The sequence below is a fragment of the Mycobacterium sp. NGS29 genome (genome assembly GCF_059812965.1).
Genome location: NZ_JCALDR010000006.1, coordinates 56,619 through 68,917 on the forward strand (window position 1 = coordinate 56,619; position 12,299 = coordinate 68,917).

The 12,299-nt window shown below is 70.2% G+C and carries 10 protein-coding genes; 5 read left to right on the plus strand and 5 right to left on the minus strand.

Annotated features, from left to right (window positions below; genetic code table 11):
- Nucleotides 1–43 precede the first annotated feature (43 nt).
- The 5 genes from AC5Y5Z_RS10440 to AC5Y5Z_RS10460 all read right to left on the minus strand — a co-directional run bounded on the left by AC5Y5Z_RS10440 (nucleotide 44) and on the right by AC5Y5Z_RS10460 (nucleotide 8,115).
- Nucleotides 44–751, minus strand: a complete 708-nt coding sequence (locus tag AC5Y5Z_RS10440; protein ID WP_499925019.1) for an RsmA family anti-sigma factor — start codon at nucleotides 749–751, stop codon at nucleotides 44–46.
- Entirely contained in the window at nucleotides 714–1,325 is a 612-nt protein-coding gene (gene sigM / locus AC5Y5Z_RS10445; protein ID WP_463826265.1) for an RNA polymerase sigma factor SigM, read from the minus strand. Before sigM ends, AC5Y5Z_RS10440 begins: the two co-directional genes overlap by 38 nt.
- Before the next feature lie 36 nt (nucleotides 1,326–1,361).
- Nucleotides 1,362–4,829, minus strand: a complete 3,468-nt coding sequence (locus AC5Y5Z_RS10450; RefSeq protein ID WP_499925248.1) for a lipid II flippase MurJ — start codon at nucleotides 4,827–4,829, stop codon at nucleotides 1,362–1,364.
- A 164-nt stretch (nucleotides 4,830–4,993) separates the two neighbouring features.
- The gene (locus AC5Y5Z_RS10455; protein ID WP_499925020.1) at nucleotides 4,994–7,384 is read right to left on the minus strand and encodes a DUF6049 family protein; all 2,391 of its coding nucleotides are present in this window, start codon (nucleotides 7,382–7,384) and stop codon (nucleotides 4,994–4,996) included.
- Nucleotides 7,381–8,115, minus strand: coding sequence for an NUDIX hydrolase (locus tag AC5Y5Z_RS10460; protein ID WP_499925022.1), 735 nt, complete (start codon nucleotides 8,113–8,115; stop codon nucleotides 7,381–7,383). The genes AC5Y5Z_RS10455 and AC5Y5Z_RS10460 overlap by 4 nt, the downstream gene beginning before the upstream one ends.
- A gap of 299 nt (nucleotides 8,116–8,414) precedes the next feature.
- Here AC5Y5Z_RS10460 and AC5Y5Z_RS10465 point away from each other — a divergent pair, with 299 nt between their 5' ends.
- From AC5Y5Z_RS10465 to AC5Y5Z_RS10485, 5 genes are all read left to right on the plus strand, one after another.
- The gene (locus AC5Y5Z_RS10465) at nucleotides 8,415–9,866 is read left to right on the plus strand and encodes a CCA tRNA nucleotidyltransferase (RefSeq protein ID WP_473138686.1); all 1,452 of its coding nucleotides are present in this window, start codon (nucleotides 8,415–8,417) and stop codon (nucleotides 9,864–9,866) included.
- Nucleotides 9,867–10,012: 146 nt separating this feature from the next.
- A complete protein-coding gene (locus tag AC5Y5Z_RS10470; RefSeq protein ID WP_463826261.1) occupies nucleotides 10,013–10,522 on the plus strand; it encodes a pullulanase in 510 nt (169 codons plus the stop codon).
- A 199-nt stretch (nucleotides 10,523–10,721) separates the two neighbouring features.
- Complete coding sequence (locus AC5Y5Z_RS10475) at nucleotides 10,722–11,048, plus strand: WXG100 family type VII secretion target (RefSeq protein WP_463826260.1); 327 nt, start codon at nucleotides 10,722–10,724, stop codon at nucleotides 11,046–11,048.
- Between the two features lie 56 nt (nucleotides 11,049–11,104).
- Entirely contained in the window at nucleotides 11,105–11,395 is a 291-nt protein-coding gene (locus AC5Y5Z_RS10480; protein ID WP_463826259.1) for a WXG100 family type VII secretion target, read from the plus strand.
- A gap of 62 nt (nucleotides 11,396–11,457) precedes the next feature.
- Nucleotides 11,458–12,291 (plus strand): ESX secretion-associated protein EspG, encoded by an 834-nt coding sequence (locus AC5Y5Z_RS10485; protein ID WP_499925025.1) that lies wholly within the window; start codon nucleotides 11,458–11,460, stop codon nucleotides 12,289–12,291.
- The last annotated feature ends 8 nt before the right edge of the window (nucleotides 12,292–12,299 follow it).

The following is a 12,299-nucleotide window of genomic DNA, read 5'->3' on the forward strand; positions in this document are numbered from 1 at the left end:
ACGCCAGCCTAGGCAGTGCTGTTCCCGAGCTCCCGCACGACACCTACCCGCGCGGCACAGCGGTGTCGGCCAGCAGCCCGGTGTCGGCGGCGCTGCAGTTCTGCGCCACCGCGTAGGCCGTCACAGTCGCCGGGGTGTCCCCGGGCAGCACCAGCAGTACCCCGGGGCGGGCGTTGACCTCGATCGGCTGGGCGCCCAGGATTTCCGCGGCAGCCGGATAGCCGAGGCCGCTCAGGCAGGACGCGCGCTGGGCGGGGTTGCCGAGCGCGCCGAAATCGGGCGGGCTGTTCAGCAACGCAACGATCTGCGCGTCCGACAGCGGGATCACCGGCGCGGGAGTGGAGACGGTGACGCGGTTGATGGTGGCACCGACGCTGGACTCCGACGCGGGGTCGTCGAGCAGCGCCATGGTGCCGACGCCGATCGCGGCGGCCAGGGCGCACCCCCCCAGAATCCCGGCGACGACGCGGGCGGGGGGCACAGCGGGCCGCGCCGCGTGCGCGGCGCGGGCTGAGCGCAGGGCGGCTGCGACACCGTCGACGGTCTCGGCCGGCGCCTCGGGTGCCGGTTGGTCACCGACCGCGGCAACATCGTGGCGCACCTGGTGCAGGGCCTGCAAGGTCGCCGCGGCCTGCGGGTCGGTGCGGATCCGGCGGCGCAGGGCAGCGGCGGTGTCGTCGTCGAGCAGACCCGCCTGCAGGTCGGCGAGCAGCTCAACCGTCAGCGGCGGGTCCGGGTCGGCGTCGTTCATCCGCCCCAGTGTCCGTCATCGCCAATTCGGCGCCCGGGCCGGTGTCCAGATACCCGAGCAGGCGGGCAAGCCGGGCCCGAGCCCGGGCGCACCGGCTCTTCACGGTCCCCTCAGCCACCCCGAGCATGCGCGCGGTGTCGGCGATCGAGTAGCCCAACATGTCGACCGCGACCACCGTGGCCCGTTGCTCGACCGGCAGCCGCAGCAGGGCCCGCTGCACCATGATCGCTGTCTCGACCTGGGCCGTACGGTCGGCGACCGGGTATTCGTCGCGCATCGGCACCGCCGGACGGGTCTGAGCGCGGCGCAGCCGATCCAGGCAGGCATTGAGCACGATGCGGTGCAGCCACGAGCTGACCGCGGCGTCGTGCCGGAACGAGCCCGCGCCGCGGTGCGCAGACAGCATGGCGTCCTGCAACGCGTCGTCGGCGTCCTCACGAGTCGCGCTGGTCAGCCGCGCCAGTTGATACAACCGGCGATGGTGGCGGCGGAACAGCTGATCGAAGGCGCGGCGCTCGCCGTTGACATGAGCTGCCAGGAGTTCGGCGTCGCTGCGCTCCCTGCCGAATCCCACCGCCGGACAGTAACCAATCGGCGTCGGCCGGGCACTTCAGGAAGCGGCTTGGATCGTGATCTCGGAGATGGCGGTCTGGCTCTTGCCGTCGGTGGTGCCCAGCGTGGAGATCCACACCAGCACGTTGGAAGTGGCAGCGGCGGCGTTGACCTGAATGGTGTTATGGCCGGGTTTGAGCGCGGTGGCCGGGGTCAGCACGGTGGTGTCGCTCAACTTCGACGGGTTCGCCGACGACGAGGAGCGGATCTCCACCTTGGTGCCGGTGCTGGTCAGATCGATCGTCACGGTGCCGACTACGGTCGCTCTGGGCAGCTGCAGCAACAGTCCGACACCGTTCTTGAAGCCGGGGAACGGCACCGGGTCGGAATACGGATCGGTCTGCCATGACGTGCCCGGGTTGCCGTCGATAACGTTCATCGCCCCGGCGACGTCGTCGGCGTCGCCTTCGGGGGAGAACACGGTGACTTTGGTGGGCTTGACGGTGCTGCCCGACGGCGCGGCGCTGCCGGGCGACTCTGGGGCTGACGTCGGCTGGTTGTTGTTCAGGCCGAGTTGGTCCCCCTTGAGCCCGTTGCCGACGTCGCCGAAGATCTTGCTCACCACCGACGCCAGCACGAGCAGCGCCACCAGCAGGACCGCCGCGCCCGCGCCGAGGCCGATCAGCAGGTTGCGCCGACGGCGGGCGTAGGCTTCGCTGCCGGGTTCGGCGCTGCGCCGCCGCGCGGTGGGGGCGGGCAGGTCCTCGATGGGACTGAGCACCTCGGTGCGGTCGGCCACCGCGGTCGCCTGCTGCAGCAGGTTCAAAAGCGTGGAGGCACTGCGTATTCCGCCGTCCTCCTGCACCGATCGGGCGGCGACGGCGGAGATCTGGAACGGGATGTCCCGATCGACGACGGTCGGTTCGACGGCCTGCCCGGTGGCGTCGCGTTCGGCCGGGGCCAGTCCGCTGCGCACCCCGGCCTCCGGCAGCGGCCAGCGGTTCACCAGCAGGGCATACAGCGATGCGCCGATCCCGCGGATGTCATCCTGCGGGTTGGCGTCGGGCATGGTGGCCGGGTAGGCGAGCACCACATCGCCGTCGACGGACAGGCGCACCCGGCTGGGGTGATCCAGGGACAGCGCGACACCGGCGCGGTGCGCGGCGTCGGCGGCCGCGGCCAGCGACTGCATGGCGCGGATCGCTCCGACCGGGGACGGCGAGGTGTCGGCGACTTCCTTCAACGAGCCGCCGCGGACCCACTCCGCGACCACCAGACCACCCGACCCGGTGTGCACGACGTCGAGGATGCGGGCGATGCCGGGCTTGTCGATCCGGCTCAGCCGCAGGGTGCGCGACAGGATCTCCTGCAGCACGTCTTCGGGCAGCACGCCCTCCGGGTCGACGAACGTGAGCGCGACCTGCCGGTCCAGCGCGGTGTCCAGCGCCTGCCAGAAGTGCAGCGGCGGCAGACCGCCGTGCGAGATGAGCAGCCGGTAGCGGCCGTTGGCGATCCGCGCCCCGGGCACCAGGTTGGCGTCGTCGTGCGCCGTCGATGGTTCTGGCCCACGTTCGCGCGGCGCGTCGAAGGGGATCGGTCCGCGGGACTCGGCGCCGACGTCGCCGTTGACCTGGTGGCGGGCGGGACCCCGGTCGCGGCTGGGCGGGATGTCGGGTTGAAAGTCGTCGGCCCGTGGGGCGGCAGCCTGGGGCCCCGCCTTCGAACCGAGGGGAGCGCCGGCCGAGGAACTCTCCGATGTGCGGTCGGTCACCCCCACTCCTTTCGCCAGGCCGGCCCCGGTCGCCGGAGGCTTGCGCTGGATCGGCACCGCATTCTTCCCAGGCCGGGACAGATTTCTTTGCTCAGGGTACGTGACCGGGGGACGCCCAGACGACACTGCGGCCTTGCCCGGAGGCACCTTGACGCGGTGTCGCCGCGTCCGGCGCTGAATCGCGTCCCACGCGGCCCTGGCCTCGGGGACCTGCGCGCCGAGCATGACCGCGGCCAGGATCGGGACCATGATCATCGTCAACACCACCAGGCGCAACAGCGAACCCATGCCACCGTGCGCGGTCAGCTGGTCCAGGCCCAGCAGCCGGTCGGCGACGTGTGCGATGAGGCCGGCCAGCAGCGAGGCCGCAATCGTCACCAGGATGGTGCGCACCTCGGCCAGACCGATCAGCCGGCCGCCCTCGGGTCGCAGGCTGCGGCGCAACAGCAGGTGACCGACCAGCGCGCCGGCCAGAAACCCCAGCCCGTTAGCTGTCCCGAGGTAACCGGCGACCAGTTCCTTGTTGCTCGTCAGGTGCGGCGCAAGGACCGAGCCGGCGATCTTCACCGAGGTGATGACGATGATCACCACGATCGGTGTCCACGGTTCCTCGCGCGCGTAGAACACCCGCAGCTGCAGCAGCACCAGCGCGTACGGGATCAAGGTGAACGCCGACAGCGCGATCGCCGCACCCAGGTAGCCCGCATCGACCTGGCCGAAGTGTCCGTAGGCGAACAGTGCGCTACCCATCGCAGGTCCGCCGACCGTCATCAACGCCACCGTCGGGATCAGCGTGATCATGGTCAGCCGGGTGGCCAGCGACAGGTCGGCCAGCACCGCCGGGGTGTCGTTTGCCGCGGCGTTGCGACTCAGCCGCGGCATCACCACCGTCAGCACCGTCACCCCGACCATGCCGAACGGCAGCATCAGCACCAGCCAGGTGTAGTTGTAGATCGCCGGGCCGGACGCGGCCGCGGTGCTCGCGATCTGATTGCCGACCACCAGGCCCAGCTGGCTGATCAGGACGTACAGCACCATGGCGGCGGCCATGGTGCCGAACCGTTTGAGTCGCTCGTCAATTCCCCACAGCGGTCGCAGGCTGATCCGCTGGCGCCGGATCGCCACCAGCAGCACCGCGGTTTGGGCGAACACCCCCAGGCTGGTGCCGATGCCGAGCACCAGCAGTTTGGGGTTGCCCATCTCGACCGGGTCGACCGAGAGTTCACCGGGGACGGCCAGGTAGATGCCCAGGGTGGCGATCGCGACCACGTTGTTCACCACCGGCGCCCAGGCCGGCGGGCCGAAGATGTTGCGGGTGTTCAGGATGGCCATGAACACCGAGGACAGCCCGTAGACCAGCACCTGGGGCAACAACAGGTAGGCGAAGGCAGTGGTCAGGGATGCGTTGACCTCGGGATTGCGGCCCAGCATCAGCCGCACCAACAGCGGGGCGGCCGCCACCGACAGCGCCGTGGCCAGGATCAACAGGGTGGTGGCCAGCGTGACCAGCCGGCGCACGAACGCCGCACCGCCGTCGGGGTCGTCCTGTTCGGCCCGGGCCAGCACCGGCACGAAGATCGCGGTGAACGTCGCCTCCAACACCAGCGCGGCGACCAGGTTGGGCAGCTGGTTGGCCACCGAGAACGAACTGGACAGCGCCGCGCCGAGGATCGCGGCGAGCAGCACGATCCGGGCGAAGCCGGTGAGGCGGCTGATCAGCGTCGCGAACGCCATGCCCCAGGACCGCTTCACCATCGCGGCGTCGGACAGTTCTTCGCGTCGCGGGCGCGGCTGCGGACGGGGCGCTTGGGTCGGGGTCCATCCGGGGCGCGGCGGCAGACCCGGCGGCGGCACCGGGGAGCGTGGCTGAGATAGCGGCGACCGCTGCGGCGGTGGTTGCACCCGCCGGGGTGCGTGCTTCATACGCGATGCTCTTCGTGGACCCGACGATCGATCGCCTGCGGTGGGGGTTCGGGGCGGCGCGCGGGCGGGGGCGGGTCCGGGCGGTCCAGGTCGGCGCGGTCGGGCTGGCCGCGGAACCGGTGCCACAGCCGCCGGCCGGCCAGCAGCACCAGTACGGCCGCCGCGGTGAGGGTGATCGCGAACAGCACCTTGCCGTAGGCGTTGGAATGCACCGACAACCGCACCGGCTCGCCCAGGGCGGTGCCGTCCGGGGTGCGCAGCCCGACGTCGATGGCGACCCGCTGGGTGAAATTGACTTCGATCGGTACCCGCAGCGGCAGATACCCCGGGGGCAGCTCGATCTGACCCATGTCGGTGACAGTCATCCCGGGCGGGGCGTTGACCTGCAGCCGCACCCGGATCGGTACCGCGAGGTCGTTGTGCAGCGCCAGCGGCAGCGGGCTGTGCTCGGTTGCCAGCGTGTAAGAGCCGCTGGGGTTGACGATCGTTACGGCCCGGAAAAAGTCGTCGATCGTGGTGCCCACCACCAGCAACCGTTGCTGGGCCAGCCCGTTGCGGGTGTCCGGGGGCGCCGACTGGCTCAGGGCGCGCAGCATGTCCTCGCGCAGCGGCGCGGTGTACTGCACGCCGGTCAGACCGGTGCGCTCGTCGGTCATCAATGCCGAGGTCAGCTTGGAGAGCCGGGTGACCTGGCCGGCGACCTGGACGGTGATGTCGTCGCCGATCCGGCCCCGCGCCGACGGGTAGTTCCCCGGCGGCTGAGGAGGCTCGGTGTGTGCGGCCGCCTCGGCGATCAGGGCCGGCAGGGGCCGCGGCACGGCCAGCCCGGAGTGGATCGCGGTGGCCAGCGCGGTCAGGATGAGCTGCGCGTCGTCGCCGGGCAGCGTCCACGACGCCGGGGGAACCAGGATCTGGGTGCGCGGTGCGATGTCGGGCGACACGCTGCGCCACAGCATCGCGCCCAGCGCGTCCTGGCGCCGCGCAGTGGCCGAGTCGTGGTTGATGTGCACCGACAACGACGGGTCCAGATAGGTGGGCACGATCGGGTTGCTGCCGGCTGCGGCCAGCGCGGCACCGATCGCCGGGTCGAACGGCGCGGTCACCACCCGGGTCGCCAGTCGGCGCGGCGTGATGTCGACGCTGCCGGTCGCGGTGTTGGCGTCCTGTTCGGGCGGATCCGCGGCGGCGACCGCGACGGTGCTGTCGTTGGCGTCGAGCAGGGTGACCGCACGACCGGTGAGCGGGCCGTCGGGCAGCAGGGCGGCGCCGCGCACCGAGGCGACGTCCAGGATCCGATCCACGATGTCCGCGGTCCCGGCCGTGGCGGTGGAACTCAGCCCGGGGTCGTTGACCCGTTGCAGGGCGTCCAGGTCGGCCTGGGCGTAGGGCAGCGGCACCACGCAGGTGCGGTGCGCCAGCGCCCGCAACCGGCTCAGCCACAGATTCGCTGCCGCCTGGCCGGTGCCCGGATGGGTCGGTCTGCCCGGCAGCTGCGCGGGGCCGTCCGGCGAGTCGGACACCACGTAGCCGGCGGTCATCGCATTGACGGTGACGAGCAGATCCGGGTCCACGGCCAGGCACAACGCCCGGCCCACCGCCCCGTCGGGATCCACATCGCGGCTGGTCGCGAGCTCGGCAGCGGCGAGCAGGGTGTCCAGGCGCCCGCCGGTGGCCAGCGAGTTGGCCAGGTCGTCGTCGACCAGTCGCACTGGAATGGTGCCGCCGGGGACGCCGGGGGCCAGCCGGGGCCGGTCGGCCAGCGGCCACAGCATGGTCAGCCACACCGGCTTGGCGGTTTCGGGCGCCACGGCCGCTTCGATGTCAGCGCCCTTGTCGGGCGGGATGCCGACCACCGGAAGCAGGAACCGCGCGTTGTCCAGACGGGCGGGCGCGCCGTAGTCGGGCGTCCCGTTGACGTTGACCAGCACCGGGAAGATGCCGGGTTTGTCGACGGCCAGCGACGTCTTGGTCAGTGAGCGCAGCGGGGCGGACAGGATGAACCCGGCCTGTTGGCCGCGTTGCAGTTCCGGGGACACGGTCAGGAAGTCCGCGGCCGGCTCGAATTGGTCGGTGTCCCCGTCCAGCGACGTGCGCAGGGCGGCCGACGTCGAGATGGCGCCGGCGTGCTCGAGGCGCACCATGACGTCGTGCACCGGGCGGTCGCCGATGTTGGTGACCATGCCGCTGACCGTGACGACGGGGTCACTGGTGGTGGTGACGACGTCCGGGGTCACCTGGTCGATGCGCACCTGGACGAACGGCGTCGCGGTGGGCTCGCCGGCGCCGGCGAGCGGGGGGGCGGCGAGCAGACCGCCGAAACCGGCCACCATGCCGATCACCGCGGCGAGACGCACCAACCCGGTCCACCGAAGTCGCGGTGAACTCACGGCCCCTGCCCGTGGCCGTTCTTGCGGCCCAGCGCGGAGTTGTTGGCGTGGCGGGTGCGCGAATGTGTCTGCGGTCGTCGGCGGGGCGAACTCGGGGGCAGCGGCGGCAGCGCCTGCTCGCCGTCGGATTGCAGCTTGTCGATCAATTCGTCGGCGACCTCGGCCAGTTTGCGTTCGTCGGCGTAGGCAAGCCGGGACGGCAACTCCTGCAGCGGCACCCACGCCACCTCGGCGACCTCCAGATCCTCGTCGGAGAGCTCACCGCCCAGGAACCGCATCAAATAGTGGTGCACGGTCTTGTGCACCCGTCGGCCGTCGGTGACGAACCAGTAGTCGATGCGTCCCAGCGCGGCCAGGACACTGCCGCGGATCCCGGTCTCTTCGGCGACCTCACGGATGGCGGTCTGCTCGGCGGTCTCGCCGAGTTCGATGTGACCCTTGGGCAGCGACCACAGCATCCTGCCACGGCGGTCGACCCGGCCGATCAGCGCGGCGACCTGCTCGTCGCGTGGACCGTCGATGCCGTCGATGACCAGCCCGCCGGCCGACGTCTCGTGCACGGTTCGCAGCCGGTCGCTGTTGCGGCGGGCGCGACGTTTGGCTGCGGTCGCCGGGGTGGGTGGGGCGTCGGCGGGAGGGCTGTCGGTCATGCTTTCCGCCGGACGGGCGCCGCCACGACCGCGACGCCGGCCCCGGCGCCGACGTGGTTTGGCCTGTTCGCCCTCCGACACCCAAGCGATATTAGCTGGCACGGGCTATTCTCCCGGACGCACTCGCCGTTGGCGAGTACCTTTGGTCACATTCGTCGCGTTAGCCTCAATAGCCCCGTGGGTGGCGGGGTTGCTGGGTGGCCGTGACGCCGAGCGTCACGCCAGCGCGACGCTGGGCGTCGAGCGCCACGCTGGCGTGACGCTCGGGGGGCCCGCCATGACGCTCGGGGGGCCCGCCATGACCCTCGGGGGCCCGCCATGACGCTCGGGGTGCTGACGTGCGCTGAGTCACCGCGGCATTCCTATTAGGCTCACCGAACGTGGCCGAACCCGCCCAAGACGCCGAACTGCTGACCGCGGCCGCGGTGGCACTGCACCAGTACGCGCCGGTACTGGGCGAACTGGGTGCGGCATTCACCGGCGCCGGTCATCAGCTCTATCTGGTCGGCGGTTCGGTGCGCGACGCGCTGCTGGGCCGGCTGAGCCCGGATCTGGACTTCACCACCGACGCCCGGCCCGCACAGATCCAAGCGATCGTGCGCCCGCTGGCCGAGGCGCTGTGGGACACCGGCATCGAGTTCGGCACGGTCGGGGTGGGCCTGCGCGGGCACCGGCTGGAGATCACCACGTTCCGCGCCGACACCTACGACCAGGTGTCCCGTAACCCCGAGGTGCGGTTCGGGGACCGCCTCGAAGACGATCTGGTGCGCCGCGACTTCACCGTCAACGCGATGGCCGTGGCCGTCACGCCGACCGGGGCAGGGGAATTCCTCGATCCGCTCAACGGGCTCGCGGCGTTGCGTGCCCGAGTGCTGGACACCCCGTCGTCCCCGGAGGTTTCCTTCGGCGACGACCCGCTGCGGATGCTGCGCGCCGCCCGGTTCGTCTCCCAGCTCGGGTTCACCGTGGCGCCGCGGGTACTGGCCGCCATCGAAGAGATGGCCCCGCAGCTGGCTCGGATCAGCGCCGAACGGGTGGCCGCCGAACTGGACAAGATGCTGCTCGGCAAGCACCCGGTCGCGGGCATCGAGCTGCTGGTGCAGTCCGGGATGGGCGCGGTGGTGCTGCCCGAGATCGGCGGCATGCAGATGGCCATCGACGAACACCACCAGCACAAGGACGTCTACCAGCATTCGCTGACCGTGCTGCGCCAGGCCATCGAACTCGAGGACGGGGAACCGGATCTGGTGCTGCGCTGGGCCGCGCTGCTGCACGACATCGGCAAGCCCGACACCCGGCGCCACGAGCCCAACGGCGGGGTGAGCTTCCACCACCACGAGGTGGTGGGGGCAAAGATGGTTCGCAAGCGGATGCGGGCGCTGAAGTACCCCAAACAGCTGGTCGACGACGTAGCGCAATTGGTGTTCCTGCACCTGCGGTTCCACGGCTACGGCGACGGCAAATGGACCGACTCGGCGGTGCGCCGCTACGTCACCGACGCGGGTCCGCTGTTGCCGCGGTTGCACAAGCTGGTGCGCGCCGACTGCACCACCCGCAACAAGCGCCGGGCCGCCCGGTTGCGCGCGTCCTACGACCGGCTGGAGGAGCGGATCGCCGAACTCGCCGCGCAGGAGGACCTGGACCGGGTGCGCCCGGACCTGGACGGCAACGAGATCATGCGGCTGCTGGACATCCCGGCCGGCCCGCAGGTGGGGGAGGCGTGGAAATACCTCAAGGAGCTGCGGTTGGACCGCGGGCCGCTGTCGCACGAGGAGGCCACCGCGGAGCTGTTGGCGTGGTGGGCAGCGCGGACAGCTGACCAATCGGACTAGTTCTAGGTCCGGAGAAAACACGCTGGGCTTCCAGTCGCCATAGTGTCTCCGGTGGTTCCGGCACCGGAGGTTCGGCCAGCTGCCCATGCTGGCAGTCCAGATAACTGCGGCGGAACCGCTGGCGGTGCCACCGCGTCCAACCCGACGTGGAGTATTGCTTGAGCGGCGAGGACGGCACCGCCGCGATCTGGAATCGGACCCCCGACTTCGACCTCGACGGCGACGGCACTCCCGACGCAATCAAGCTCGATCTCGACGGGGACGGCATCGGTGACGACGTGCTGGCCGATCTGGACGGCGACGGGATCGTCGACCACGGTGTGCTGGACGTCGATGACAACGGCAGCCCGGAAAGCTATTTCGTCGACGACGGGTCCGGGACGTGGCGGGTCGCTGTGGACCGGGGCGGGCAGTTGCGGTGGTTCGGCCTGGACGGGGTCGAACACACCGGCGGGCCCCTGGTCGACTTCGACGGCCACGGTGAGCCCGACGACCGGTTGTTGGACACCGATGGTGACGGTCTGGCCGACCAGGTGCTGTGCACCGGCCCGCAGGGCGTCACCGGGTACGTCGACACCGACGGTGACGGGCGCTGGAATATCCGGCTCACCGACGTCGACGGCGACGGCACAGCCGACGCCGCAGGCAGCCTGTGAGCCCCCACGCCGTGAGCATAGCTAACTATCGGGGGCCGCCCACTTTCGTTTTGACAGAAGGTCGTTTCTGGTGTGCACTGTCAGCCTGTTCCGTGCACTCAAGCCCAGGCAGCCGGGGTGAAGTGACAGCTGGAGGCAGCCGGTTTAGTTTTACGCCGACCCTGACTCAGCGAGTGCAAATAACTAGGGAGACATATAGATGGCAAACGCAACAGTTGTCACTCCAGAACTACTGCGTAGTACGCAGCAGCGGATCGAGACGCGCCTGCAGGAGGCGGCCGCGATCGCCAATCAATACCTGAGTGGCCACGAGAACATCATCAGCGGCACGGGTTGGGCGGGCGATGCCGGCAACACCTCCTTGAGCACCGCGGGCCACATTCACCACGACCTGCAGCAGATCATGACGGGCGGGCAGCGGTTGGCGCACGGCCTCGGCCAGGCGGCGGTGCTGATGGAAAACCACGAAGCTGACGCGGCGCACAACCTCAACGGGGTGTTCGGGGGAGGGACGCAGGCGGTCTAGCCCGAGTCGTCCCAGTCACATCCCGCTAACCACTCTCGAGTAAGGAAGCAACCGTCATGGCAGATCACATCGTTTACAACCACGGTGCCGTCGTCGGCTTCGCCGGCGAGGTCGGGGGGCAGGCCGCGCAGCTGATGGAGATTCACAGCGACGTCCTCAACCTCACCCAGGCACTGGGCGACTTCTTCCAGGGCCACGGCGCCACCGCGTTCTTCGACGCCCAGCAGCAGATGCTGCACGGCCTGGAGGACCTGATCCAGACCGTCAGCCGGCATGCCCACACCGTGCACAGCGTCGACGAGATGGCGCAGGCCACCGACGCCCAAATGGGCAACTTGTTCCTCTAGCCACATTGATCGGCCCGGGGCGCATGCATTGCGTGCGCCCCGGACCTATGTCAAGGACCATCGTGTTAACCACCACCCTCGACGGGCTCTGGGCCCTGCAAGTGCTCACCGGCATCGAGACCATCGCCCCTGAGCTCGGGCTGCGCCCGCATCTGCCCAGCGTGGAGTCGCGGCGGCTGGCGCTGGAACACCCCGTCATCGCGGAGTTGCGCGAGGCCGGCGTGCTCGACGACGCCGGCACCGTGGACAGTGCCGTGGTGGAGTGGTTGACCGTCCTGCATCGACGTGACATCGCGCTGTTCATGCAGATGCGCACCCCTGGCCAGGCGACGCCCGATCGAGCACTCCTGGCCCGATTCGCGCAGTGGTGGGTTGCCGTGGAACGTTCCGGGGACCTGATCCGGATCAGCGGCGCCGGCATCTCGAGTGCGGAAGGCGCGGCGAGCACCGTGCTTGATGCCGAGATCACCCGCCTATGTGGTCAGAACACACCGGCGGCGCTACGGCCGGTCACGCTGGACGCCGCCGCGTTGCGCGCGGCGTCGGCGGACCACGCTGCGGTGGTCAGGTTCCTGGCCGGTCAGGGGCTCGATGCCGATCAGCGCAAGAGCCTGACACTGGCCGCCGATCCGGACCGGTCCGCCCAGGCGTCGATCGTGGCCATGCAGTCCGGGGTGGCGACGGGGACCTCGCGTCGAACTCACGTCGACGCGAGCGCTGTGACGGTGATCGACATCCCCGAGGGACGGTTGGTCGCCGAGAACGTCTACTCAGCGGGCAAGACGTGGACGATCCTGGCACCGGGAACCAAGAGCAACATCGCCGCTGCGATCAATCGCATGGTGCGGCGGCTGCCCGCCGATCAGGAATGGTATTCGTACCGAAAAGTCGTGTAGTCGAGAGG

Coding starts and splice junctions, on each gene's coding strand:
- AC5Y5Z_RS10480 (WP_463826259.1), top strand. CDS start 11,105: ATGGCAGATCACATCGTTTACAACCACGGTGCCGTCGTCGGCTTCGCC.
- AC5Y5Z_RS10450 (WP_499925248.1), bottom strand. CDS start 4,829: ATGGTGAAGCGGTCCTGGGGCATGGCGTTCGCGACGCTGATCAGCCGC.
- AC5Y5Z_RS10475 (WP_463826260.1), top strand. CDS start 10,722: ATGGCAAACGCAACAGTTGTCACTCCAGAACTACTGCGTAGTACGCAG.
- AC5Y5Z_RS10440 (WP_499925019.1), bottom strand. CDS start 751: ATGAACGACGCCGACCCGGACCCGCCGCTGACGGTTGAGCTGCTCGCC.